We start from the raw sequence: 25,715 nt of genomic DNA on the forward strand, positions 1-25,715 counted from the left end.
ATTGCATGTGACAGGCAGGCTCCTGAATATAGTAATAAAGGAAAGGAGCATGGCCGAATATGCAAGATTTTAAAACAAAAGTAAACGAATATATTGATGAATTGCACATGCAAATGCAGCGCAGACAACGAGAAGATGGCGCTTTTGTCTTCTGCTTTGAAGGGCCAATGATGACAAATGCTTTTTTGATTATGCTGTTAAAGGCGGTCGGTGATTCGGATCAGGCTTTGGTTCATCAATTGGCAGAAGCTATACGTGAAAAGCAAAATGAGGATGGTTCTTTTTCTTTGTATCATGATCAGGCGGGACATGTAACCGCGACTGTGCAAGGCTACTGCGGGATGCTCGTGTCAGGCAGGTATCAACAAGATGAGCCGCATATGGAAAAAGCAGCACATTTTATTCGATCAAATGGCGGCTTGAAGAATGTTCATTTTATGACAAAGTGGATGCTTGCTGTCAATGGCATGCACCCTTGGCCATACTTCTATGCACCACTTTCATTTTTACTCATCCCTACATATTTCCCGCTTCACTTCTATCATCTTAGTGCATATGCAAGAATTCATTTTGTCCCAATGATGATTGCACTCAACAAACGATATGCCTCTCATGAACAGTTTCCAAGCTTAGCACATCTCGATGCAAACATGTCTAAAAATCCTTTTGACTGGTTTATGGCAAGAGAAGAACGTTCCACTCACCACTTTCTAGCATACATGCGGTCGTATACTGCACTCGACAGCCGGCTCGACTTTTTCGGGTATGAGGCAGCGAAGCGGTATATGTTTGAACGCCTTGAAAAAGATGGCACGCTTTATAGCTATTTAAGTGCCAGTATTTTTATGGTCTATGCACTCATGAGTCTTGGATACTCTCCGGGACATCATCTCATTTTAAAAGCAGTCAAAGGGATGAAACAGCTAGTCACTGACTGTGGGGGCAGGAAATATGCTGAGAATTCTACATCCACTGTTTGGGATACAGCGCTTGTCAGTTATGCTTCTCAGCGAGCAGGCAGAACACAAAATGATCCAGCTATCAAAAAGTCTTTTACGTACTTACTGAACCGGCAGCAAATGAAGAAAGCAGATTGGGCGATCCATAACCGGCATGCAGCTCCGGGAGGCTTTGGTTTTTCAGATTTGAACACAAATAACCCAGATTGTGATGATACGCAAATTGTGTTAAAAGCCATTCCTCAAACTTACGCTCCCGTTCAGTGGAAACGAGGATTTGATTGGCTTCTTTCCATGCAAAACCGGGATGGCGGCTTTTCAGCTTTTGAAAAAAATCAAAATCACTTCTTGCTTCGTCATCTCCCGCTCGAATCTGCTGAGGATGCGGCCATTGATCCTTCTACGCCTGATATTACAGGTCGTGTGCTCCATCTTATTGCTCTTGAAGAGAATAGCATGTCACCACTCATGCAAAGGCAAAAAGATCATTGTGTGAAATGGCTGCTTGATCATCAAGAGAAAAACGGATCATGGTTCGGCAGATGGGGCGTTTGCTATATTTATGGTACTTGGGCTGCGTTAACAGGACTAAAGGCTGCTGGCATCTCCTCATCGCATTCTGCTGTTCAAAAAGCATGTCGATTTTTAAAAACAATTCAATTAGAAGATGGCAGCTTCGGAGAATCGTGTAAAAGTGCAGAGGTTAAAAGGTATGTCCCGCTTCCATTTGGGACAGTGGTTCAAACGGCTTGGGCTGCTGAGGCACTTTTACAATATGTGCAGCCAGATGACAAAGTGATTTTAAAAGCCATCTCATTTTTGATTCAACATCAGCACTCGAGTGAAGCCTTGCACTATCCAGTAGGTATTGGTCTTCCAAAGCAATTTTACATCACCTATCATAGCTATCCATTTGTCTTTCCAATGATGGCTTGTTCCACATTTTTAGAAGAAATGAGGCGTAAAAATGAATAAGGAAGAATATCGCATGCAGCTTAAAGATTGGCTTAGCTTCATTCAAGGTGCAGTTCAAGATGACAACACCCGTCAGAAAGCAGAACATTTATCGTTCATCATGAATGATGAACATTCCAGTGAAGAAGAGTGGTACGAATTGGCTGAAAGTATTGCAGAGGATATAATTCCACAAGATGCAATGCGAGATGTGGCAGTTGGCGGCCATCAATTACCCCCTCTCCCTTACCGGTATGATGCACTAGAACCGTTTATTTCAAAAGAGGTGATGTATTTGCATCACCAGAAGCATCATCAATCATATGTTGATGGTCTGAACCAAGCTGAGCTTGCCTTAAAAAGAGCAAGAAGAACCAATGATTTTAAAATGATCAAGCATTGGGAACGGGAGCTAGCCTTCAATGGTGCGGGACACTATTTACATTGCATTTTTTGGTTTTCTATGAGTCCTTCAGGCAAACGAAAGCCCACTGGTCAAATGCTTCGTCTTATTGAACAATCGTTTGAAAGCTATGATGCATTCAAATCCCAATTTTCAGCTGCAGCCAAACAAGTTGAAGGTGTTGGATGGGCCATTCTCGTATGGGCACCAAGATCTCAGCGATTAGAGATTTTACAAGCAGAACGCCATCAATTTTTATCACAATGGGATGTGATCCCTCTTCTAGCTCTTGACGTATGGGAGCACGCCTACTATCTGCAATATCTGAATGAAAAAGCGACATATGTAGATCGCTGGTGGAATGTCGTTGACTGGCGTGAGCCAGAAGCACGCCTTAAGCAAGCTCAGCAAGTGAAATGGACCCCTTTTTAAAAACGCTACTCCATGTAGGCATTTGCTTATATGGAGTATTTATAGTTTACATAATATTATTATCAGCACTAAAAGAATGGGTTGTTTTTTCAGAAAATTCATTTAAAATAGAAAAGATATGTATAGAAAGAGAGCTGAAGCAATGAATGAAGATTTTATTAACCATTAGTCACTTTGCAGGAAGAACCTTTGCAATTTGGGTCATTTTATTTGCGTGTCTTGGATTTGCCTTTCCTGCCGAATTTTCTAAGATTGGACCTTATATTCCTTTTTTACTCGGTATTATTATGTTTGGGATGGGGCTTACCCTGTCTGCTGAAGATTTTAAAGAGCTGTTTCGAAAACCTCTCTATGTGCTGATTGGGGTTCTGGCGCAGTACACACTCATGCCGCTTATCGCCTTTCTATTAGCTTACGGATTACAGCTTCCTTCTGAAATTGCAGTAGGCGTTATTCTTGTGGGCTGCTGCCCAGGCGGTACAGCATCCAATGTGATGACCTTTTTGGCGAAAGGAAATACGGCATTATCTGTAGCCGTCACCACCATATCGACCCTTCTTGCTCCATTTTTAACACCTGTCTTTATTTTACTCTTTGCAAGATCATGGTTACCTGTATCGCCAGAAGCGCTATTTTTGTCAATTGTACAAGTTGTGTTGATCCCAATTATCTTAGGTGTCATCGTTAAATTGTTTTTCAAAAAACAAGTGACCTATGCGGTTCAAGCATTGCCGCTTGTATCTGTCGCCGGAATTGTAGTGATCATTGCAGCGGTTGTCAGTGCAAATAAAGAGCAGATTCTTCAATCTGGGCTGCTAATATTGGCTGTTGTGATCTTACATAATGGACTTGGTCTTTTATTTGGTTACCTTATTGCAAAGTGGTGCAAAATGGATATCCCTTCTCGAAGAGCCATCTCGATTGAAGTAGGCATGCAAAACTCTGGACTTGGTGCAGCTCTAGCGACAGCACACTTCTCGCCACTTGCAGCCGTACCAAGTGCCATTTTTAGTGTGTGGCATAATTTATCTGGTTCCTGGCTTGCGACGTATTGGTCAAAGAGAGGAAATACTGAAAATGAAAAGAAAAAAAGCTAGCACCTTTAATGGGTGCTAGCTTTTCAAATTGAAGATTATCCTTCAAGCAAGAGCTGCTCTGGATCTTCAAGTAAGTTTTTAATCGTGACAAGGAATCCAACTGCTTCTTTACCATCGACAATCCGGTGGTCGTAAGAAAGAGCTAAATACATCATCGGACGGTTCTCAAAACGTTCTTCATCAATTGCCACAGGTCGAAGCTGAATTTTGTGCATCCCTAAAATTCCAACTTGAGGGCTGTTTAAAATTGGTGTTGAAAGCAGTGAACCAAATGTTCCGCCGTTTGTGATCGTGAATGATCCACCTTGCAGCTCATTTAGAGACAATTTGTTATCTCGTGCTTTTTTCGCAAGATGACCAATTTCCTTTTCAATCCCTGCAAACGACAATCTGTCTGCATCACGGACAACCGGTACGACAAGTCCTTCGTTAGCAGCAACAGCGATGCCGATGTCATAAAATTTCTTCAAGACGAGCTCATCACCTTGAATTTCTGCGTTAAGCAGCGGATATTTCTTCAGTGCTGCTACAACTGCTTTTGTGAAGAAAGACATGAAGCCAAGCTTTACATCATTTTGTTCAAGGAAGGCATCTTTACGGCGTTTTCTTAAGTCCATCACAGCCGTCATATCTACTTCATTAAATGTCGTCAGCATTGCAGCCGTTTGCTGAACCTCAACTAAACGTTTTGCAATCGTTTGTCTGCGGCGCGACATTCTCTCACGTTCAATTGGCTTTCCTGGTTGTTCATTTTGCACCGCAGCATTTGCTTTTGGCGCGGCTTTTGGTGCACTTGCAGGTGCTTCATTTTTTTGATAAGAAGCGACATCCTGCTTTCGTACCCTGCCCAGCGGATCTACGGTTGGAATTTCAGATAAGTCTAGTCCCTTCTCTCTCGCTAGTTTTCTAGCTGCAGGAGAAGCGATGGTTCTGCCATTACCAGATTTCGGCTCTTCTTTCACTGCTTCTTCTTTTTGAGCAGCTGCCGGTTCTTCTTTCGAAGCTGGTGCAGACTCTTGCTCAGGTGCTGGAGCTGCGGACTCGCTTCCGCCAGCTTCACCCGCTGCAATTGTTCCGATGACTTCTCCAACTTGTACAGTGTCACCAGAATCCTTCAGCACTTCTTTCAGTACACCAGATTCTTCTGCTGTCAGTTCGACATTGACTTTATCTGTTTCAAGTTCTAAAAGGTATTCTCCCTGCTCCACATAATCGCCCGGCTGCTTTAGCCATTGAGCTATCGTTCCTTCCGAGATCGATTCCGCTAATTCAGGTACTTTAATTTCCGCCATTTTTCATTTCCCCCTTAGTTTTTGCGAGTCAAGCTATCAGATACAATTCGTTCTTGTTCTTTTTTATGCACAGTTGGATCACCCTCAGCCGTACTTGAACGTCTTCTTCGGCCGATGTAACGTACTTTTACTTTTTCAGACGCAATTTCACGTAAATATGGCTCAATGTATCCCCAAGCCCCCATATTTTGTGGCTCTTCTTGCGCCCATACGATTTCTTCTAAGTTTGTTAGTTTTGATAAAATCGCTTTAATATCTTTGGCTGGGAATGGATATAGTTGTTCGACTCTCGCAATGTGAAGCCAATCTTTCGGCTCTTCCATTTGAGTAAAACGATCACTAATATCGATTGATACCTTCCCGCTAGATAGCACGAGTCGCGATACTTTTTCGTGATCATGCACAAGGCCTGGTTGTTCAAGAACTGGTTGGAACTGTCCATCCGTTAATTCCTGGACTTCAGACAATGTGTTCGGGTTACGAAGCAGACTCTTCGGTGTCATGATGACAAGCGGACGAATCTCTTCACGAAGCAGCATTTTCGCCTGTCTTCTAAGAATGTGGAAGTATTGCGCTGCACTTGTGAGGTTCGCCACTGTCCAGTTATTCTCAGCAGCTGATTGCAGGAATCGCTCTGTTCTTCCACTTGAATGCTCAGGACCTTGTCCTTCATATCCATGAGGCAAGAGCATCACTAGACCTGATTTTTGTCCCCATTTTGCGCGTCCAGCTGAAATAAATTGATCGAAATACACTTGAGCCGCATTTGCGAAGTCTCCAAATTGAGCCTCCCAAATGACTAACGTTTCAGGAGAATAGACATTATAACCATATTCAAACCCGATGACTGAGCCCTCTGACAGTGGACTATTATGAACAGTAAATGATGCGTTTGCATCACTCAGCTCATGAAGAGCAATAAATTCATCTCCAGTTTGACTGTCGTGAAGAACAAGGTTTCTTTGAGCAAAAGTACCTCGCTCTGAATCCTGTCCGGTCATTCGAATTGGCGTACCGTCTTTTAATATAGATGCAAATGCAAGTGCTTCCCCAAGTGACCATTCTACTTTACGGTCATCTGTAAACACTTTTGCACGTTTTTCAAGGATCCGTTTAAGCTTACCAAATACTTGGAAATCGTCCGGCCAGCTGATCAATTCTTCATTCAGCTTTCGTAATACATCAAACTCTACGGATGTATCCACTGCTGGGAAGCCATTTGATACTGGTTCTGGCAGTTCAATTTCTTGAATCGTATGCTCTTTCTTTGAAGGCACCTTTTGATAGGCCTCTTCTATTCTCGTCGCTACAGCCTGCTCGATTTCTTCACGCTGCTCTTTCGTTAGAAGACCTTCTGTGACAAGTTTATCTGCGAAGATATTCTTGACCGTTTTGTGCTTTCTGACTGCATCGTACAGCATCGGCTGAGTCGTAGAAGGCTCATCCATTTCGTTATGACCGTATCTGCGGTAACCGATCAAGTCAATTAAGAAATCCTTCTTAAAGCGTTTGCGGTATTCTACAGCTAATTGAACAGCCGCTAAACATGCTTCTGGATCATCTGCATTGACGTGAACAATTGGAATCTCAAACCCTTTTGCAAGGTCACTTGCATATTTCGTTGAACGAGATTCATTGCTTTCCGTCGTAAATCCGATCATATTGTTTGCAATGATATGGATTGTTCCGCCCACTTGATAGCCTACAAGTTGACTTAAATTTAATGTTTCTGCCACAATTCCTTCCCCAGGAAATGCCGCATCACCATGAATTAAGATGGCTAATGCCTTTTCAACGTCTTGTACTGGATAGCCCTTTTGAGTACGTAATTCCTGAGCAGCACGTGTGCTTCCTTCAATGATTGGATCAATGAATTCCAAGTGACTTGGGTTATTAGCAAGCGTGACTCTCGCACTCTTTGTATCTTCGTCTTTAATTTGACGATCTGCTCCAAGATGGTACTTTACATCACCTGTCCACCCGTAGCTGATACCAATAGAGCCTTCTGATGGAACAAGCTCTTTATTTGGCGCATGCTGGAATTCTGAGAAAATAATCTCATATGGTTTTCCTAACACATGTGCTAATACATTTAAACGGCCTCTGTGTGCCATTCCAATGTTAATATTTGAAGTCCCTTGTGTAACAGACTCTGAAATAATTTCATCAAGTACTGGGACAAGTGCGTCTAATCCTTCTATTGAGAAGCGCTTTTGCCCAACAAATGTTTTATGAAGAAACTGTTCGAACTGCTCAACTTCTGTTAATCTCTTGAATACAGAAACTAGTTTATCGGCTGGTTTTTTCTTAAATAGTTCACCAGACTCGATTGATTTTGAGAGCCAGTTCCGTTCTTCGAAATCATGTACGTGATCAAACTCAAATGAAATGGTACGCTTATACGTATTTCTCAAATGGTTAATGGCTTCTATGCCGTTTGAAATGTGTTTTGGTGCGTCAGGACTAATAATAGATATTGGAATATTCTTGACGTCTTCTTCTGTTAAACCGTATTCCTTTAAAGGAAACAGCTCTTGTAATTCCTTTTCTTTGCGAAGTGGATTGACGGAAGCATTTAAATGGCCATACGTTCTGATGTCTTCTGCCAGTTTAACGACTGATGCTATCTTTTGGATTTGTTCAGAAGTAACTACGCTATTTTCTTTTTTCCCAATTTCCTCCTTCATTTCACTCGGTGGTGCACCAAGTTCATCAAATATGCCTCTTAGATCTTCATCAACACTAGTAGGATCCTGGACATACTGATCGTAGAGCTCGAGCACATAGCCGAGGTTCGGACCATGAAATTCTTCCCAACTCAACGGTTGTTTCACATCATTTTGAAACATTTTGAACACTACCCCCAACTTTGATCATCAAGTGATTGAACACTATCTCGATATAACTTCCAGAACACAATGACCAAATTTATGTAATAAAACGCTTCCAATAATATTCTACCACTGTTTCGGATTACTTTCTACATTCTTTGTTCAATTAAAGATAAAAAATTCACAGAAAAACAAAAAATTTAAATCATTCCGAAAAATATTTTGAAGAAAGGGGCAAAACCTTATGCCCCAATGCTTTTATGCAGTAATTTCTTCAGTAACGGATATAAAACATCTGGCAATGTATCGACATCTGGTACAAAAATGCTGAACTTGCCATACATATCTTGAATGGTTTTCATCTGTGCTTCTTCGATCGGTGAATTGGATAAAAACACATTGATTACTTCAATGCCTTTTTTCCTCGCCTCAAGAACTGCTTCATGTGTATCGACGATCCCATTTTGTTCGTAGCTGAATGCAGCTGGCTCTCCGTCGGAAAAAACAATGAGAAACTTTTGCTCTTCTCTTCGTTTTAATATCATTTTTGTCATTTGGCGAATCGCATAGCCATCCCGGTTATCCTCTTCTGGCTCAAGAGACATAATGGAAGGACCTGCATCAAATAAAGAATCTTTGAACGACACGACTGTGTTGAAATAGTTCGGCTGACTTGTTTCTGATGCGTCGTTTGTATCTTCCCAAAACCCCACAATTTGATGCGGGACTTGAACGGACTTTAAGGCTTCATGGAATAGAACAATGCCTTTTTTCGTCTCGTCCATCTTGTCAAACATGCTAGCAGAACAATCCACTAATAAAGTGAAAACAGCATCAATCTCCGAAGAAGGTGCCTGTTTTTTATAGAAAAGACGCGGATTCGACTCTGTAAAATAACGAATGAGCTTTTTACTCAGACGTCCTGCATGAAGATCCGTTTTTGGCCATGTTTTTTTATGTTCGAGCGTTTTTTGAATCATCTGTTTTAACCGTTTCTGATACGGCTCAATCTCCTTGGCGTGCTGCTTGTATACATTGATTTGTTCTGGCGCGGGAGGATCTGGTGAAATCATGACTGGAAACGCATATTTGTTCTCTTTTCCATTCTCATGAGCATCCGCTCCGCTTTCCTCGCCTTCAGCCTCTTCCAGCGCCTCAAGCTTTGAATAATCTTTTCGGTGAGTCTGCTTGGCAGAGCCTTGGACAGTGCCAAGTGCTTGATCTCCGTCATCGCCTTCTCTTGCTGCATCCTTCCCGAGATCACTTTTCCCGCCGTGCTCTAAATCAAATTGAAGGAAGCTTTTTGACGGCGCTTCTGTTTCTCGATGCCACACTTCCATATACTCTTGGTGGATGTCTTCATCGCCCTCTTTTTCCCGGTCGACTTTGATGTCTTCACTTAATTTAGGTTTTCTTTTTAAGTCATGAAACAGCGGTTCTTTTGCCGCTTTTTCATAGTCCAATTCCGGGAAGAAAAAGTACGTATTCAGCATATCTTTATCAAGAAGCTCATCAAAGCCTTCCATTAATTCTTTGACGATGACTGCGATATCTCCGGTTGAACGCGCTTCATATACACGCTCAAGACTTGATTCAATAAATGGAATCATTGGGTTGATCCGCTCGTGAAGAGGCGGAATTTCTTCTAGCGGTGAATCCGCTGTCAGCTTCACATACATTGCACAATAGAGTGCATCCGTTAAAATGCTCCGCTCTTGGTTAATCGTTAATTGCGTCTTAAAATGACGCCGGTATAGCTCTCTTCTTCGTTTAAATACCTTTTTTGTTCCTGGGCGGTCACGTTTAATCCGCTCTTCAATCCGGATATCTTCAAAGAGCATAAACAATTGTTTACACAGGTCAGGAATGGACATTGTATGAGCATAGCGAATGATTTCCTGAAAGACAGTCAGATCACTATAAACGGTTCCTACTGCACGGAGGAATACATCACTTTTCAGTCCGGCTGTCATGTCTTCCTGTTTACGGTCATCCCAAAAATGGCTGATGAAAATTTTCTTTTCAAAAGGATCATAGTAGGACTGCACCCCGTATTCAAGCTCGACATCATCACTTTTTGCTAACGTTTTGGCTAAATCCGTTAATTCCATAAATAAAAATGAATCGATTCTGCTGTCATTAAATTTGATGAATTTCAAAACTCAGAACCTCACTCGAATAATGTTTGGGCAATATTTCTTACCGCTGCTTTTTCCCGGTCATCTTCTAGCTTTTCAACAATCCCTCGTTCAACTGCACGAAGCGGCGGGATGTATTGCGCAAGATCACATGTGTCTAGAAGGGCGCGAATGGATGCTGCTTCTTCACTCACCTGCCCGTTGTGTGCCTGTGTAATGAGGTCTGATGAGAGCTGCACGAATTGATCGATTAAACGTTCATCCTTTAATACAGATTGAGATTGCAGTACATCCTTTAAGATGCCGCCGCCGATATATGGAACGTCAATGACAACAAATCGGTTTTTTAATGCTTCATTTAGAGGCACTGTGCCGACATAGCCTTCGTTGATTGCCGCTATCACGCCAAAGCCTTCATCTGCTCGAACGACCTCTCCTGTAAATGGATTTGTCATCATTTTTCTGTAGTCGAGTACACCGTTTAAAATAGGCAGAGTTTCTGGCTTTGCCATGTTGATTTCATCAATATATAAAAGATGGCCTTTTTTCATTGCTTTCGTTACAGGTCCTTCAATAAATTCAATAGAAGCAACTTGACCATCATTGTGAATGGTTTTATAGCCAATCAAGCTTTCTGCATCAAGATCAACCGAGCAGTTCACACTGTGCATCGGCTGCTGAAAGAAAGCAGATAAAGTTTCTGCTAATTTTGTTTTACCTGAACCAGTCGGCCCTTTTAAAAGAACGTTTTTGCCGAGTGCTAGTGCAATCATCGCATCTTGTATGATAGACGTGTCCTGTGATTCATAGCCGCCTGTTCCAATAAGCGGACGGAATTCTTCTTCTAGTCCTTTTGCTTTTGCTTCAATCATTGCTTGAATTTCTTCTGGGAGTAATTGTTCGTTAAACATGTATGATTAATTCCTCTCTTCGATCATTTTCCTCACCAAGTATACTAAAAAAACCTTTATGCACTCAATACATAAAGGCTAGACATCTGTTATTTTACCATTTCTTTTGTGATCGCTCCGCATGCGATGCGTTTCCCTGAGTTTCCAGAAGGGTTGCTTAAGTAATCATCTGCTTCTGCATGAATAATAAAGCTACGCCCATTTTGATCGATTAATTGGTTCGACCCTCCCTTTAACGTCACATCTGGTACATTCACGACAACATCAATTTGTCCATCTGCCCCAACTTCTAAATTAGGCATATCTCCAGCATGATGACCCTTTGGGTTATCAAAGCCATGCTCCCGGTGTGTTGGATTAAAGTGAGCCCCTGCCGTTTCAAAATCTGGCGCTTCACATCTTCCTGTTTCGTGAATATGGAAGCCATGAGGACCTGGCGGCAGATTTTTCGCTTTCACATGTAAATCCAGCCCGTTTTCTGAGGAGTCTCTTACTTCGATGCTCCCTATTTTTTGCCCGTTTTCATTGATGAGTGACGTGGTAACTGGTGCTTGCTTAGGTGCTGCAACTTCAATGGTTTCTTCTGTCGTTTCTTTTTTCGGCGGTGCATGACAAGCTGTTGCAACAAAGACCAGACACATCATGATCAACCACACTGACTTTTTCATATGATTGCCCCCTTTTAATATCAGTATGGACAACCTGATCAATGGGCAAACAAAAAAAGCCGAAAATCGGCTTTTTTAGAAGAAACGTTTTGCACCTAAATAGGCTTTTTTCCAATATGGATTGCTTATGTTTGAGATCCCCACTCCGTTGTCACTTGCGTGAAGGAAATCTCCTCCGCCAAGGTATAGTCCCATATGAGATGGACCCGCTTTGTACGTTGTGAAATAAACAAAATCGCCAACTTGAGGTGTGCTCACAGGTGTCATCATACTCCAGTAGCCTGCTGTGCTTAATCTCGATACAGACGAAACCTTGTTAATGAGGTAATAAACAAAGCCGCTGCAGTCAAATCCAGATGGTGTATTGCCGCCCCATCTGTAAGGAATGCCTGTCAGCTTTTTACCTTCTTGAATCATCGTCGTGATTTTTGCATTCATTGGCACATCGGGTTTGTTATTGTTGACCGGCTTTGTCGAGCCGTTAGACGTAGAACCATTCGACCCAGTTGAGCCTGAAGCTGCACCATTAATTTTGAGAACTTGTCCAATTCTAAGCACATCGCTTTTTAAGCTGTTGGCTGTACGGATGGACTGAACTTGCACTTTAAATTGATTCGCAATTTTCCATAAAGAATCGCCTGATTTTACAGTATAAGATGTTGCTTTCCCGCTTGAAGACTGGTTACTGTTTGAATTGCTTGGTTTAGTAGGTTTCGGCTGACTTGGTTTTGATGCAGCCGTCCCTTTTACTTTCAATACTTGATTCGGATAAATCATATCAGATTTTAATCCGTTCAATGTTTTGATTTCACCAATCGACATATTGAGCGAATTCGCAATTTTCCAGAGTGAATCCCCTAATTTGACCTTGTATGTACTTGATGAAGATGAACTATTTGAGTTCGTTGTCTTATTGTTTGAGCTGGAATTTGAAGAGGAGTTTGATGACTGGCTCCCGCTTGTCTTCGTGCTTCCAGATACCTTTAGCTTTTGTCCAGGACGAATTAAGTCACTGTTTAAGCTGTTTAGACTTTTTAAGCTTGCCACTGACATTTTATGATTTTTCGCAATAAGCCATAAAGAATCTCCAAGCTTTACTGTGTAGCTTGATGTCGTTGAAGCATTTGATTTCGTTGCTTTTGAACCAGTTGACGAACTGGATTTTTTGCTTTTTGCGCCAGGAATTTTCAAGCTTTGTCCTGCAAAAATCATCGTCGTTTTTAGTTGATTAAGAGATTGAAGCTCCGAAATACTTGTATTGTACTGTTCGGCAATCTTCCAAAGTGAGTCACCGCTTTTCACCTTGATCGTCTGTGCTTCTGCCGGTGCAGCAAACACAGCTGAGCCAGCGATCGCTGAAACTGTGAGGCCGGTTACTACTTTTTTCTTCATAGATAAATCTCCGCCTTTCATGATTTCATTCAACAAGACTTATGTACTAGTTTTAAGTTTAGCATTTAACGACTCTGCTTCTCTTGCACTATTTTATCTTTATTTCTATTATATTACTCGACATGTAGACGTTGGGCAATAACAAATAGGCTAAAGCAGTCAACTCAAAATGCTAAAACAAAGCCATATCGTTTGTATCGGCCGTTTGCTGTATTTATAAACATTTTTTAAGGAATTTTTAAGTTGACGTTTAGAAATTTGTCAAAACAAGCACGCTGCTAGTTTCATAGTTCTATTCTACATGACAAATTTTTCTGTATCAAATGACTTTTTACTTAATTGCCTGTTTTTTCTCCTCAAATGAAAAAAGCATCCTTCCGAATGAAGAATGCAGCGATTGGTTTTTTATTTTCTGATTTCAGGTTCTTTTACAGTGAGCGGATAAAGGACTCCTTCTTTCGCAAATGACATTTTACCCGTTTCCTCTGAAACGACGAGAACAAGTGCATCGGTCATACCAGAGAGTCCGATCGCAGCCCTGTGTCTTGTCCCGAGAGAAGGACTGACTTTTTTTGAAGTAAGCGGGAGCACATTTGCCGCAGATACGAGCGTATTTTCTTTGACTAAAAGCGCACCATCATGAAGTGGATTTCCTGGGTAGAAAATGCTTTCAATTAATGAAGCACTAATTTTCGCATGAAGATTTGTCCCTCTTTGAATAAAAGCCTCGACCTCATCCCGCCTTTGTATCACAATCAGTGCCCCGTGCTTTTGTTTTGATAAGCTCTCAATGGCTAACGAAAATTGAGCAAATCCAGGTGTGAATTCTTCCATATACGATTGTAAATAAAACGAGGAAGCCTCTGCATGCATTTCATTAAACTCATCATGTAATGACTCGAGATCACAAAGTAGACATTGCTCAATCTCATCAAGGGAATCGATAATGTCACTTGCATCCTTCATAATTTTCATCAAGTGTGTTCTCATGCCCACTTTAAATTGCACTTCTTCATTCGTACGATTGATCATTTGACCTTTTCCCTCCTCCTTTTCGTTGTCATAAAATAACAAATTATGCGCATTCTATTGTTATGGAGGTGACTTAATATGACTATTCAGAAAGTGATTCAATATGCTTGCAGCATTTTAGGTGTTGTCAGTCTTTCCTTTATTTATGCCCAAATGTTTAAAAAAACGAAGCCATCTAAGAAAAATAATCCGACAGAGAATTGATTTTTTTACATAGCATGATATAATCCTCTCGTTATTTCTGTTCAGAGAGGAACTTATGATGAGAGAAACAAATAGCATTCGAGCTAAGGTGACACTATTTTTAACCATTTTGATTCCGATTTTAATCACTCAAGCGGGTCTTTCGCTTATTACGTTTTTAGACACCGTGATGTCTGGAAAAGTGAGTGCAGAAGACCTTGCGGGTGTTGCGATCGGTTCTAGTATTTGGACACCCGTTTATACAGGACTTGCTGGTATATTAATGGCCGTTACGCCAATTGTCGCTCAGCTGATGGGCGCAGGGCATAAAAAAGATGTTCCTAAGGCTGTCTTTCAGGCGATTTATTTATCCTTTCTTTTAAGTATCTGTGTGATTGCAATTGGAACAATTAGCATCCCTTACGTATTAGGGGGACTTGGACTTGAGCAATCCGTAGAGGATATTGCGCGGCATTTCTTAAGTTTTCTTGCTTTTGGTATCATCCCACTGTTTGGTTATTCGGTGCTCAGGTCATTTATTGATGCATTAGGGAAAACACGTGTAACGATGTTTATCACGTTAACAGCACTTCCGATTAACTTTGTGTTAAACTATGTATTTATTTTTGGGAATTTTGGCTTTCCAAAGCTTGGCGGTGCGGGAGCTGGTCTTGCTTCTGCGTTGACGTATTGGGCGATTTTCATCATGAGTATTTGTATTGTCATGAAAGCAGAACCATTTGCCTCATTTCGTTTGTTTCAGAAACTGCCTCAAATCAATATCTCCCGTATGGGGCAAATACTGAAAATCGGTCTTCCTATTGGGTTTGCGATCTTTTTTGAAACGAGTATCTTTGCAGCAGTTACGTTATTAATGGGTCACTTTGATACTGTGACGATTGCAAGTCACCAGGCTGCGATGAACTTTGCTTCCATCTTATATATTTTACCGCTCAGTATCTCGATGGCTTTAACGATTGTCGTTGGGTTTGAAGCTGGTGCCAAGCGTTATAAAGACGCGCAAAGCTATAGCTATATCGGAATTGGAACGGCGGTATTATTCTCCTTGTGTACGGCAGCACTCATTTTATTATTTAGACCAGAGATTGCTGGTTTATACACAGCTGAATCGGCTGTTTTACAGTTGACACAGCAATTTTTGATTTATGCGATCTTTTTCCAGCTGTCAGATGCCATTGCTGCACCCATTCAAGGGGCGCTGCGCGGCTATAAAGATGTCAACTATACGCTCATTGCCGCATTTGTTTCATACTGGGTGATCGGCCTTCCTTCCGGCTATCTGATTGGCACCTATACCTCGTATGGGGCATTTGGGTATTGGATTGGTCTCATTGCCGGACTTGCCGCTGGTGCCATTGTCCTCTTTATCCGTCTCAGATTGATTGAAAAACGATTGCTTCAACAAGCGCCCAATCACTAAATACGGCACAAAAAAAACAGCTGATCGATGTCAGCTGCCTAGCGTGTAGACAAACCCTCGCATTCGTTGTCAGCTCTGCGCGCCGGTACTCACGAATGTCAAATTCGCTCCGTTCCGGTGCTCGCCCTTCCTAGACTTCAAAGGTTTTCTATCAAGCTGAAAAGAAGACAAAGGGCTAAAATCAAGATCATTTTAGCCCTTTGTCAACAATTTGAGCAGCTGATCAATGTCAGCTGCTTTTTTTATTTAGTCATTCCATTGGTACGTCCAGAAAATTTCTTCATCGAACCATTTTTGGACGACAGGTTCTTTGTTTTTCAGCTTCTGTTCAAGCTCTCTCAGCATGCCTTCTGTTTGCGTTCTATGCGCTCTCAGTGCATTTAATTTGATATCTGCTACATCTGTAATGTCGATCGTAATATCTGCATTTCCAAGCACTTCTTCTCTATTTTTCGTAATGGCCATGCAGTATGTGACAGGACGATCTTCTTTTTTCTTACGGTAAAGAGCGCGAATCACCGCTTCCCCTGTCGCATCATGATCAGGATGTACACCGTGTCCAGGATAAAACGTCACAATCAGTGTAGGTTTGACTTCATCAATAATGGTTTCCATCACATCAGCTAAATACTCGTCGTCTTCAAATTCCAATGTTTTATCACGAAGTCCAAGCATACGTAAGTCTGTGATATCCATTTCTTTGCAGGCGCTGATTAATTCCTGTTTTCTTAATTCAGGAAGTGTTTCACGGTTAGCATATGTTGGGCTGCCCATATTTCTGCCCATTTCCCCAAGTGTCCCGCATGCATACGTGACTGGGATGCCGCGTTTTCTACTTTGTGCAATGAGACCTGCAACCCCAAACGATTCATCATCTGGGTGAGGCAGCATCACTAGTACATGTTCATTCATGACTCGTCACCCTTTCTTCTACACCTGAAATGGTGTTTCACTAATTTGTAATGAGATCGCTAGTTTCCCGTCTGGCAAGTGCCCAGCTAACAGCAGGCGGCCATGGTCATCAAACACATAATCCGTTAATCCTTCTGCGTAAATCCAGCCATCTTCTGTTTTCATTCCAACACGGTACGGACCTTGTCCTTTTATTTTCGCCTGTGAATAGACGACTTTCGCATTGCGGATATAGGCAACGACCGTCATATTTTGTTCATTTACATGAGCTGAATAAGAACCAGTGGTCGTTTCAAGATGAACGAAGACTGGACGATTTAAAAACGATTCAAGATGTGCTGTGACATCTTCCGTTTGAATTGGTTTCATGAGTGGTTCCTTCCTTCATTTTGAATTAATTCGCGCAGCTTTTTTGTATGTAAGCTGATCAGCTGCAGCTGATGATCATGCCGAAGCCCACTTTCTAATATTCTCTCTACAGCGAGTACATATTTTTGATGAAATGATTTTCTCGCCCTCGGATGAGTGCGCGCATCGCTTAAATCATCACATATTGCCTCGTGTAAAGAAGACATATCATCGACATCAAGCTGACGATTTTTCCATAAAGATTGATAAGCAGCTGTAAGCTCATTGGCTGATGACATGTAATCACCTCTACAGTTTTGGTAACAACTTATTATGACATGATCCGCCTTCAAAAAAAAGCAAACTGCTCGTAGGACTTAATGAGAATTCGCTGTTTTTTTCATGCGTAATTGAGAGGTCGTAAACAATAAAATCGCCACCCAGATACAAAGAAACGTCACAATTTTAGCTGAAGATAAATGCTCGTGATACACAAATAACCCTAAAAACAGCGTAATCGTTGGTGCAATGTACTGTAAAATACCCACTTGATAAAGAGGAATTCTTTTTGCCCCTTCAGAGAATAAAAGAAGCGGTACCGCAGTAAAGACCCCTGCAAAGAATAAGAGACCAAGCGATCCGAAGCTGTTAGGATTCATTGTCACCACAGGTTCTTTTAAGAAGAACAATAAGTACACAAGAGCTGCCGGGGCTAGAAGCAGCGTTTCAATTGTCAAACCAATGGCACTCGTGAAGCTCATTCTTTTTTTAATCAATCCATAAAAACCGAAGCTAAAGGCAAGTAATATTGCCACGACAGGAAATGAACCGTACTGAATCGTAGAAAGAATCACCCCAGCTGCGGCAATTAAAATCGCAATGGTTTGTAATTTATTGAGCCGCTCTTTCAAGAAAATGATGCCTAGTAAAACAGAGACAAGCGGATTAATATAATACCCTAAACTAGCTTCTAGCATAAGATGATGGTTGACTGCCCAAATGTACACATACCAGTTAACCGATATTAAAATAGCCGATAATAGTAATGAAAAAAGTGCCTTGCCATCGAGCATGAGACCCTTCACTGTCTGCATCGCCGGCCGGACTTGTTTTAAATACAGAAGAATACCGCACATAAAAACAAATGACCATAAAATTCTGTGCGCTAAAATTTCGCCTGACGAAATATGTTCCATCAGTTTCCAATATAACGGGAATAATCCCCATAATGTAAAAGATGCTGCCGTATAGAGAACACCTTTTGATTGCTGTTGTTCGTTCAATCTAACCATTCCTTTCTAAACCTATCGTATATTATAGCACGCACTCAAGTGAATGGGCATATACTAATTCAGGGCATTTAGAAAGGATGATTTGCATGTTTGACTGGAACCGATTATTCCCTTTTCAAAAGCAATTTTCAAAAGAAGCCTTAAAGAATTCAGACCCTAAAGACGTCGAGCAGTACGTCAATCAAGTGATGGAAAGTGTATTCGGATCCAATTATCCTGCTCAGTTCCCTTTTCAGGACCCACTCTCTCAACATCAAAAAACGAGAGAAACAGACGTCAAAAAAGAAAAAGAACCCGAAGTGGAAGTGTTCGAAACCACTGATCACGTGTTCGTTAAGATTGAGCTTGCTCGGCCGAGCACAGAAAAAGTAAAAATTAAACATACAGCCAACCTGCTGTTTATTGATCATTTTCCTGAGGAAGGCACGCAGAAGAAAGTCGTCCTCCCTGCTGCTGTCAAAAGAAAAGGAACGAAGGCTTCGTATCAGGACGGTATTTTGGAGATTATGTTTTTAAAGCATGATGATCCGGGGATTTCTGAAATCGATATTCCATTATAAAAAGCCTGCTTTGATATAGAAGCAGGCTTACTCTTTTTTCTTAATAGTATGGTGGATATCCTCCGCCATAAGGTGGTGGAACAGGCGGTGGTGGTGGGTAATATGGACGGGGATAATTAAAAATCGCACTTCCTAAAAACCCGCCAAGCAGTCCGCCGACTAAAGGAGCGCCAAAACCAAAAAACAAAGGGACTCTGGATTCATATGGCGGAATGCCAGGGGCGCCGCCTCGGAAATACGGAGTATGAGGGTACATGCATTTCTCCTCCTTTGTCATGTGCCTAAGATCAGCATATTCATCAGGAGTCAAAACGTTTGGGCAAACCTGAAACTAGGCTTGTTCCTTTTTTTCATGAGATTCTGTATATTCCCCTGCCCACCTAGATACCTCATGAAACACATCATTTAGCGCATTTCCTTTATCAGTTAAACAGTAAATGACCTTCACAGGCGTCTCAGGCAATACAGTTCGCTCTATAATCCCTTCTTGCTCAAGTTCCTTTAAACGCTCTGCGAGCATTTTTTGACTGATGGATGGGATAATGTCCGTCATGTCTTTAAAACGCTTTGGACCATCAAGCAATACATGAATAATGAGACCGTTCCACCTTTTGCCTAGCAGTAAAAAAGCTTGCTGAATGTGTGGACATAATTGAAATTCCATAAATTTCAGCCTTTCTTTTCATGATTGTTTGACAAACTAACGGTATACAATTTAAAATATATCTCTAGTTACAATAAGTAAGTTTCTCACTTTTTAGTTATTGTACCATATTATTTGCAAAAACGGGAGGAAATATCCACATGGCGACTGATCAAAAAACGATTGACATTTTAAAACAAAGAGCTTCAGTAAAAGAGTACGATACAACTCATGAAATGACAAAAGAAGAGTTAACAGAGCTTCTTGATATCACAACAAAAGCACCATCCGCGTGGAACCTTCAGCATTGGCATTTCACTGTCTTCCATAGTGCTGAATCTAAAGCGAAGTTACTTCCAATCGCTTACAACCAAAAGCAAATCTCACAAGCATCAGCTGTTATTGCTGTACTAGGTGATCTTGAAGCCAATCAAAATGGTGAAAAAATCTACAGTGAGCTGGCAGAACAAGGCTTCATTACTGAAGACATCAAAGAAACATTGATGACTCAAATCAATGGCGCATACCAAAGCGAGCAGTATGCACGTGAAGCTGCGTATTCAAATGCTTCATTAGCTGCTATGCAATTAATGATTGCTGCAAAAGCAATGGGCTATGATACATGCGCAATGGGTGGTTTCAGTAAAGACGCCTACATCAAAGAATTCAATGTAAGCGGCCGATATGAGCCAGTCATGCTGATTTCAGTTGGTAAAGCAGCGAAAGAAGCTCATAAAAGCAATCGTTTCGACATCGAAGAAGTATCTGATTTCCTTTAAAATTGGCAAGGCCTCAGCTTTCATGCTGAGGTTTTTTTATTTGGTTTCAATATTATTTCTGCATATTTTCTTTTCACTTTACCCCTTTTCACCTCCACTTTTTCTCCTTTTTAAGAATGAAAGCGTTATATTAGTATGATATTCAGCGAAATGATTGTTTTTTCTGAAAATGGTCTTGTGATCTAATCTGACAACTGCTATTATTATGAAATTACAAAAAATTCAGGAGGAAATCATGAATAAAAAATTGATACTGGCACTACTTATAGCGATTCCATTCATCGGACAGCTCGCACTGCTGCCCTTTGCGAATCGTATCCATCCATTTGTGATAGGCCTGCCTTTTTTCCACTTCTGGCTCTTACTATGGATTGTTCTCACACCAGTCTGTACATTCATCATTTACCGCATGCAACATTCAAATGGAGGAACTGACTAATGCAAGGAAATTTAACAGCTTTATTGATTACAGCATGTATCATTTTCATCGTCGTGGTCATTGGATTTGCCGCTGGCCGTGATAAATCATCCAGACAGTCAGTAGAGGAATGGTCTGTCGGCGGGAGAAAATTTGGCGGGCTGCTCGTCTGGTTCCTCGTTGGCGCAGATTTATACACAGCTTATACCTTTTTAGGGCTCACTAGTACAGCCTATACAGCTGGAAGTGTCGCTTTTTTCGCTATTCCCTATTCAGTTCTAGCGTATTTTATTGCTTATTTCTTCTTACCAAAGCTATGGACGGTTGCGAAGAATCACAACCTCACAACGCTCGCTGATTATGCACGTGAGCGCTTTGACAGCAAGCTGTTATCCAGTCTAATTGCAATTATTGGAGTACTTATGCTCATTCCTTATATTTGTCTTCAACTGAGCGGGATTCAAGATACGTTAACTGTCGCTGGAACTAGTTATATTAATGTGAATGCAGTTGTTATTATTTCATTTATTTTAGTCGCACTTTATACATTTTTCAGCGGGATTAAAGGTCCTACATATACAGCCATTATTAAGGATATTCTCGTTTGGGTCATCATGCTGTTTATGGTGGTTTCGCTGCCAATCATTCATTTTAACGGCTGGACTCCGATGATGAATACGTTAGCTAAGGAAGCTCCACAGCTTCTGACAATTCCTGACGGCGGTCCTAAAGGCATTTTATGGTTCATTACCGCTTCAGGTGTTTCTGCCCTTGCTTTGTTTATGTGGGCACATGCGGCAACAGGGGTATTTACAGCAAAAAGTGCAGATGCTATCCGTAAAAACAGCATGTTTTTGCCTCTTTATAACATCGTATTGATTTTGGTCATCTTCCTTGGATTTATTGCCTTTTTGGTCTTACCAGAAGATACAAATCCAAGATTTGCACTTCTTCATTTAATTCAAACATCATATGGCGGCGTGATGCAGGGTCTTGCTTATTCAACGATTGCACTGGCTTCCCTCATTCCATGCTCGATCATGGCCATTGGTGCATCGAATTTATTTGCCAATAATTTATATCGTGACTTAATTCATCCGAATGTATCACCTAAAAGGTTGACCATCATCACTCGTTCAATGGTGTTTATCGTGATCGGACTGGCTCTATTATTCGGAATGCTCTTCCCAACAGCACTTGTGACGCTTCAGCTCATTGGTGTTTCAGGAATGGTTCAAATCTTCCCAGCCATTGCGATCAGCTTGTTCTGGAAAAAACAATCGAGAGAAGCAACGATTGCGGGGTTAGTTGTTGGCATCATCGTCACCTTTACAGCCAATATCTCACAAGTCACGTTCGGTCTTTATGAAGGGTTTCTTGGTTTACTAGCAAACGTTGTGGTCATCCTGATTTTGAATCCATTCTTCCAAAAGAAGGTCACATCCAATTCTGTCATGAATGAACTATTTGAAAAAGATCAAGACAAAACAGAAGCGATGGGAAACAACGCGTAAATATAAAAAGAGCAGTCCCCCTATGAGGACTGCTCTTTCTTTATTTCATTTCTTTTTTCAAGACTTCAATGGCTTTTTTCATTTGAGTATCATTTTTCTTTAGCTTATCTTGGATCTTTGTCATCAGTACTGTCGTTGTATCTCCCGTCAGAATTCCGTCTGCTTTCAGATCGTTGTCTGTTTGGAAGCTTTTGACGATCGTCTGGAAGGCTTGATCGTACTCACCATTTGCTTTTGCTTTGTAGTCAAGCGCTTGGAACATTTTTTGAGCCGCTTTGACTTCATCTCCATTGTCATTCAGCTGATACGTTTTTTTCGGGCTTAAGTATGGCAGCTTTGCATAACTTGGGAGCGATGCTTTGACCTGTGGTTCAATTCCTTTTTTATGAATCCACGAACCATCCGGCGTTAGCCACTTGGCAATGGTTAACTTGACACTAGAACCATCATTATAGCTTTGCGCATTTTGAACAGTTCCTTTACCAAATGTCTTTTCACCAATAATTTTGATACCTGAAGATTGGTGCAGAGCCGCCGCCATGATTTCTGCAGCGCTGGCTGAGCCGCCATTTACAAGGACAACTGCCGGCTGATGAACTTTGCGTTCTTTTTCAGCCTTGTACTCTTCTTTCTTCCCTTTTTCTTCAACTTGCATGATGACTTTCCCTTTATCGATAAAGTCATTACTCATTTCAATCGCTTCTGTCATAATGCCGCCTGGATTATCTCTCAGGTCAATGACAAACCCTTTTGCCCCTTTTTTCTCGAGGTCATCAATGGCTTTATCTAACTCTTTTGACGTTGTTTCAGCAAAGGACGTGATTTGGATTTCTCCTATTTTGTCTTTTGTGAGTTTTGCATACACTGTTTCAACTGGAATGGTGTCTCTTGTGATGGTCACATCAACATTTCCCACTCCTTGGCGGTTAAGGTGAAGCTTGACATCCGTTCCTTTTTTCCCTCTGATTAGAGAGACTGCTTGATTGACCGACATGCCTTTTGTGCTTTTTCCATCCACCTTTAAAATACGATCATGAGGTTTCAACCCGGCTTTTTCAGCAGGAGAGCCTTTAATCGGTGCGACAATTAAAATTTGTCCATCCTTCTCTTCTACTTGTGCACCAATTCCTTCAAATGATGAAGAAATGGTGTTGTTAAATCCTTCGGCTTCCTCCTGATCCATATATGTAGAGTATGGATCATCAAGTGATGCGATCATTCCTTGAATCGCACCATCTACTAGTTTTTGATCATCCGTTTTTTCGTAATACTCATCTTTTACTTTCGTATACGCAGCCATGAGTTTACTAAACTTCTCATCTCCTGAGACATTGACAGTCCCTTGTTTTGTGATCACAAATGTAATCGCTGAGGACAGTGCCGCTGTCACCAAAATAGCGATGACGATCTTAAATTGTTTTTTCAAAAAAACACCACCTTTATCTCCTTTCATTATTATCAAGGACGATGCTTCATCCGTCAACCAAAGGATCGAAGTTCTCTTTGAAAAGATAAGCCATTTGACCTTGCATTGCATAATCTTTAAAGAGGAACTTGATAAGGAAAGAAGGGATTTTATGAGTGATTATGTAGAAATGCTTGCCTATTTTGGCGTATCTAGTGCCCATCCTGGCGGAATTGAGTTAACAAAAACGATGCTTGAGCATATAAAATTGATGCCTGATGCGCGCATACTGGATGCGGGATGCGGGACTGGACAAACGGCGGCATATTTAGGCAATATCGGTTATCAGGTGGAGGCGATTGATACACACCCTTTGATGATTGAAAAGGCTAATCTGCGATTTGAGCGAGAAGAACTGCCGATCCGCGCACTGCAAGCATCGATTGAACAGCTGCCATTTCCAGATGAAGCGTTCACTCTTCTGATCAGTGAATCTGTTTTGAGCTTTACCAACCTTCCAGCGGCACTTGCTGAGATTAAACGCGTGCTTGCCCCTGGAAGTCAACTGATTGCGAATGAAGCAGTATTAAAAGCACCCCTTACACCGAAGGAGCTTGCCGCCGTTCGAGATTTTTACGGGTTTCACGCACTCTTTTCACTTGAAGAATGGAAGGAGCAGCTAAAAGCAGCAGGATTTCATGACGTTCGCATTCTCTCATTCGATGATCACATGGTACAAGAGGAGCCGACAGAAATGGAATTATCTGAATATATCCCGCCTTCTCTTTACGAAACGATGCAAACACACTACGATCTGATTCAAGCGCACCGAAAGCAGCTAAGCCACATTCTATTTGAATGTACCGTATAAAATGAGCGAATCTCCTATATGTTTTGTCCAAACTCTATGAGGTCTCTCGCATAGGATAAGAGGGAAAAGAGTTTGTCATAAGGAGGAAAAATATGGAGCGCTATCAAAAGCTTTGTCAGCAGCATATGGGGAAAGTCGCTAGAATCACAGATCGTAATGGCAGAGTACATGTCGGACGCATTGAGCGGGTGACAAACCGCAAAGTGTATATTCGTCCAGTCGGCGGTTCTCGCGGCGGCTTTGGCTTTGGTTATTACGGAGGGTATTACGGCTGGGGTGCCGCTTATGGCATCGGGCTTGGTTTCATTACAGGTTTCGCATTAGCAGGATTGTTCTTTTTTTAAAAGAAGAATAAAGAAGGCCCCCCGAATAGCTGGGAGGCCTTTTTATTTGATTAAATTTTCTTCACTTTATTCATGTACTCTTCAAATGTTAAATCGTGATCATGCATCGCTTTTGCTGCTTCTTTTCCAACATAGCGCAGATGCCACGGCTCATATTCATATTTTGTCATGTCTTCTTTTCCTTTTGGATAACGAATGATAAAACCATATTTATAGGCGTTTTTAGCCACCCATTTGCCATCAGGTGTTTCACCAAACTTTTCAGAGATGTCAAAGCCGGCACTTTTTGAGGAAATGTCCATTGCAAGGCCTGTTTGGTGTTCACTTTCGCCTGGTAAAGCTACTGCTTCTTGTGCTTTTTCTTTGCCTTTTAACTTGACTTCACTATCAAAAATGACCTTTTGACGGTCATAGGAGCGATAGCCAGATACGGCAGCCAGCTCAAAGTTTTTCTTTTTCGCATCTTTGAATAATGTCTCAAGTGCTTCTGCTGCTTCTTTACGAATATATCGTTTTTCAATATCCTCTGAAAAAGAGAATTCTACTTTTGGAACAACGAGATCAGAAGGTTTATAGGTTCCTGGTAATGCGTATTCTTTGTTGACAAGTGCTAGCACGTTTGCAGGATTTTGAATGGTTTTCAGCCCGCTTACCACTTTGATGTCATTGAAATATTCACTCTTTAACGTCAGCTCTTGATCCGATGAATCTGCTGTATTGTTTGAGTTTTGCTGGGGAGATGAATTTTCTGCGCTTTTTTGTTCGTTTGTTTTGTTCGATTCAGATGTACCGCTTTTTTGATCCAGCAACTGGCAGCCCGATAGTGCGGCTGTCAAACCAAGAATCGATGCGATTGAGAGTATTTTATAGCTTTTCTTCATGACATACCTTCCTTT

26 protein-coding genes are annotated in these 25,715 nt (G+C 41.4%); 11 read left to right on the forward strand and 15 right to left on the reverse strand.

Going from position 1 to position 25,715, the window contains the following annotated elements; all coding sequences use genetic code 11:
- The first annotated feature begins 59 nt into the window (after positions 1 to 59).
- The 3 genes from MHB79_RS09610 (at position 60) to MHB79_RS09620 (ending at position 3,845) form a co-directional block, all read left to right on the forward strand.
- Positions 60 to 1,934 carry a terpene cyclase/mutase family protein gene (locus tag MHB79_RS09610; RefSeq protein WP_340989635.1) on the forward strand — a complete coding sequence of 625 codons (1,875 nt, stop codon included), beginning with the start codon at positions 60 to 62 and terminating at the stop codon, positions 1,932 to 1,934.
- On the forward strand, positions 1,927 to 2,748 hold the full coding sequence (locus MHB79_RS09615) for a superoxide dismutase (protein WP_251190415.1): 822 nt from the start codon (positions 1,927 to 1,929) through the stop codon (positions 2,746 to 2,748). Before MHB79_RS09610 ends, MHB79_RS09615 begins: the two co-directional genes overlap by 8 nt.
- A 146-nt stretch (positions 2,749 to 2,894) precedes the next feature.
- Complete coding sequence (locus tag MHB79_RS09620; RefSeq protein ID WP_106028805.1) at positions 2,895 to 3,845, forward strand: bile acid:sodium symporter family protein; 951 nt, start codon at positions 2,895 to 2,897, stop codon at positions 3,843 to 3,845.
- A 35-nt stretch (positions 3,846 to 3,880) separates the two neighbouring features.
- On the opposite strand, the gene odhB is transcribed toward MHB79_RS09620, so the two are convergent.
- The 7 genes from odhB to cdaS form a co-directional block, all read right to left on the reverse strand.
- Positions 3,881 to 5,137, reverse strand: coding sequence for a 2-oxoglutarate dehydrogenase complex dihydrolipoyllysine-residue succinyltransferase (gene odhB, locus MHB79_RS09625; protein ID WP_003215695.1), 1,257 nt, complete (start codon positions 5,135 to 5,137; stop codon positions 3,881 to 3,883).
- 14 nt (positions 5,138 to 5,151) lie between these two features.
- On the reverse strand, positions 5,152 to 7,986 hold the full coding sequence (gene sucA / locus MHB79_RS09630; protein WP_003215743.1) for a 2-oxoglutarate dehydrogenase E1 component: 2,835 nt from the start codon (positions 7,984 to 7,986) through the stop codon (positions 5,152 to 5,154).
- 224 nt (positions 7,987 to 8,210) lie between these two features.
- Positions 8,211 to 10,127, reverse strand: a complete 1,917-nt coding sequence (locus tag MHB79_RS09635) for a vWA domain-containing protein (RefSeq protein ID WP_050943922.1) — start codon at positions 10,125 to 10,127, stop codon at positions 8,211 to 8,213.
- Between the two features lie 11 nt (positions 10,128 to 10,138).
- Positions 10,139 to 11,017 (reverse strand): ATP-binding protein, encoded by an 879-nt coding sequence (locus MHB79_RS09640; protein ID WP_050943921.1) that lies wholly within the window; start codon positions 11,015 to 11,017, stop codon positions 10,139 to 10,141.
- Between the two features lie 89 nt (positions 11,018 to 11,106).
- Positions 11,107 to 11,685: a superoxide dismutase family protein gene (locus tag MHB79_RS09645; protein WP_106032559.1), complete on the reverse strand. Its 579-nt coding sequence runs from the start codon at positions 11,683 to 11,685 to the stop codon at positions 11,107 to 11,109.
- A 75-nt stretch (positions 11,686 to 11,760) separates the two neighbouring features.
- Positions 11,761 to 13,077, reverse strand: a complete 1,317-nt coding sequence (locus MHB79_RS09650) for a C40 family peptidase (protein WP_340989639.1) — start codon at positions 13,075 to 13,077, stop codon at positions 11,761 to 11,763.
- 405 nt (positions 13,078 to 13,482) lie between these two features.
- On the reverse strand, positions 13,483 to 14,109 hold the full coding sequence (gene cdaS, locus MHB79_RS09655; protein ID WP_340989640.1) for a sporulation-specific diadenylate cyclase CdaS: 627 nt from the start codon (positions 14,107 to 14,109) through the stop codon (positions 13,483 to 13,485).
- A gap of 78 nt (positions 14,110 to 14,187) precedes the next feature.
- Here cdaS and MHB79_RS09660 point away from each other — a divergent pair, with 78 nt between their 5' ends.
- Entirely contained in the window at positions 14,188 to 14,313 is a 126-nt protein-coding gene (locus MHB79_RS09660; protein ID WP_003215647.1) for a hypothetical protein, read from the forward strand.
- 58 nt (positions 14,314 to 14,371) lie between these two features.
- Positions 14,372 to 15,733 carry an MATE family efflux transporter gene (locus MHB79_RS09665; protein WP_050943918.1) on the forward strand — a complete coding sequence of 454 codons (1,362 nt, stop codon included), beginning with the start codon at positions 14,372 to 14,374 and terminating at the stop codon, positions 15,731 to 15,733.
- Between the two features lie 246 nt (positions 15,734 to 15,979).
- Here MHB79_RS09665 and bshB2 read toward each other — a convergent pair whose 3' ends face one another.
- From bshB2 to rarD, 4 genes are all read right to left on the reverse strand, one after another.
- Entirely contained in the window at positions 15,980 to 16,645 is a 666-nt protein-coding gene (bshB2, locus tag MHB79_RS09670) for a bacillithiol biosynthesis deacetylase BshB2 (protein ID WP_050943917.1), read from the reverse strand.
- Between the two features lie 18 nt (positions 16,646 to 16,663).
- Positions 16,664 to 17,014 (reverse strand): YojF family protein, encoded by a 351-nt coding sequence (locus MHB79_RS09675; RefSeq protein ID WP_050943916.1) that lies wholly within the window; start codon positions 17,012 to 17,014, stop codon positions 16,664 to 16,666.
- Positions 17,011 to 17,292, reverse strand: coding sequence for a hypothetical protein (locus tag MHB79_RS09680; RefSeq protein ID WP_003215525.1), 282 nt, complete (start codon positions 17,290 to 17,292; stop codon positions 17,011 to 17,013). Before MHB79_RS09680 ends, MHB79_RS09675 begins: the two co-directional genes overlap by 4 nt.
- A 78-nt stretch (positions 17,293 to 17,370) precedes the next feature.
- Positions 17,371 to 18,276 carry an EamA family transporter RarD gene (gene rarD, locus MHB79_RS09685; RefSeq protein ID WP_012010264.1) on the reverse strand — a complete coding sequence of 302 codons (906 nt, stop codon included), beginning with the start codon at positions 18,274 to 18,276 and terminating at the stop codon, positions 17,371 to 17,373.
- Between the two features lie 95 nt (positions 18,277 to 18,371).
- On the opposite strand from rarD, the gene MHB79_RS09690 reads away from it, so the two are divergent.
- Positions 18,372 to 18,845, forward strand: a complete 474-nt coding sequence (locus MHB79_RS09690; RefSeq protein WP_003216069.1) for an Hsp20/alpha crystallin family protein — start codon at positions 18,372 to 18,374, stop codon at positions 18,843 to 18,845.
- 40 nt (positions 18,846 to 18,885) lie between these two features.
- Here MHB79_RS09690 and MHB79_RS09695 read toward each other — a convergent pair whose 3' ends face one another.
- Together MHB79_RS09695 and MHB79_RS09700 are read right to left on the reverse strand one after the other, a co-directional pair.
- Positions 18,886 to 19,101 (reverse strand): hypothetical protein, encoded by a 216-nt coding sequence (locus MHB79_RS09695; RefSeq protein ID WP_044141204.1) that lies wholly within the window; start codon positions 19,099 to 19,101, stop codon positions 18,886 to 18,888.
- 75 nt (positions 19,102 to 19,176) lie between these two features.
- On the reverse strand, positions 19,177 to 19,509 hold the full coding sequence (locus MHB79_RS09700) for a winged helix-turn-helix transcriptional regulator (RefSeq protein ID WP_340989641.1): 333 nt from the start codon (positions 19,507 to 19,509) through the stop codon (positions 19,177 to 19,179).
- A 140-nt stretch (positions 19,510 to 19,649) separates the two neighbouring features.
- Between MHB79_RS09700 and MHB79_RS09705 the strand changes: the two genes are divergently transcribed.
- The 3 genes from MHB79_RS09705 (at position 19,650) to MHB79_RS09715 (ending at position 22,199) form a co-directional block, all read left to right on the forward strand.
- Positions 19,650 to 20,267: a nitroreductase family protein gene (locus MHB79_RS09705; RefSeq protein ID WP_003215532.1), complete on the forward strand. Its 618-nt coding sequence runs from the start codon at positions 19,650 to 19,652 to the stop codon at positions 20,265 to 20,267.
- A 235-nt stretch (positions 20,268 to 20,502) separates the two neighbouring features.
- Positions 20,503 to 20,706 carry a DUF3311 domain-containing protein gene (locus tag MHB79_RS09710; RefSeq protein ID WP_003215965.1) on the forward strand — a complete coding sequence of 68 codons (204 nt, stop codon included), beginning with the start codon at positions 20,503 to 20,505 and terminating at the stop codon, positions 20,704 to 20,706.
- A complete protein-coding gene (locus MHB79_RS09715; RefSeq protein ID WP_268458264.1) occupies positions 20,706 to 22,199 on the forward strand; it encodes a sodium:solute symporter family protein in 1,494 nt (497 codons plus the stop codon). The genes MHB79_RS09710 and MHB79_RS09715 overlap by 1 nt, the downstream gene beginning before the upstream one ends.
- 40 nt (positions 22,200 to 22,239) lie before the next feature.
- Here the strand turns inward: MHB79_RS09715 and MHB79_RS09720 are convergent, their stop codons facing one another.
- Positions 22,240 to 23,625 (reverse strand): S41 family peptidase, encoded by a 1,386-nt coding sequence (locus MHB79_RS09720; protein ID WP_137055085.1) that lies wholly within the window; start codon positions 23,623 to 23,625, stop codon positions 22,240 to 22,242.
- A 151-nt stretch (positions 23,626 to 23,776) separates the two neighbouring features.
- On the opposite strand from MHB79_RS09720, the gene MHB79_RS09725 reads away from it, so the two are divergent.
- Together MHB79_RS09725 and MHB79_RS09730 are read left to right on the forward strand one after the other, a co-directional pair.
- Positions 23,777 to 24,475, forward strand: a complete 699-nt coding sequence (locus tag MHB79_RS09725) for a class I SAM-dependent methyltransferase (protein ID WP_322000509.1) — start codon at positions 23,777 to 23,779, stop codon at positions 24,473 to 24,475.
- A gap of 92 nt (positions 24,476 to 24,567) precedes the next feature.
- On the forward strand, positions 24,568 to 24,819 hold the full coding sequence (locus MHB79_RS09730; RefSeq protein ID WP_003216113.1) for a hypothetical protein: 252 nt from the start codon (positions 24,568 to 24,570) through the stop codon (positions 24,817 to 24,819).
- Positions 24,820 to 24,869: 50 nt separating this feature from the next.
- Here the strand turns inward: MHB79_RS09730 and MHB79_RS09735 are convergent, their stop codons facing one another.
- Positions 24,870 to 25,700 carry a M15 family metallopeptidase gene (locus MHB79_RS09735; RefSeq protein WP_106032562.1) on the reverse strand — a complete coding sequence of 277 codons (831 nt, stop codon included), beginning with the start codon at positions 25,698 to 25,700 and terminating at the stop codon, positions 24,870 to 24,872.
- Positions 25,701 to 25,715: the final 15 nt, after the last annotated feature.

Source organism: Bacillus sp. FSL M7-0558, from assembly GCF_038003245.1.
Taxonomy (GTDB): domain Bacteria; phylum Bacillota; class Bacilli; order Bacillales; family Bacillaceae; genus Bacillus; species Bacillus pumilus.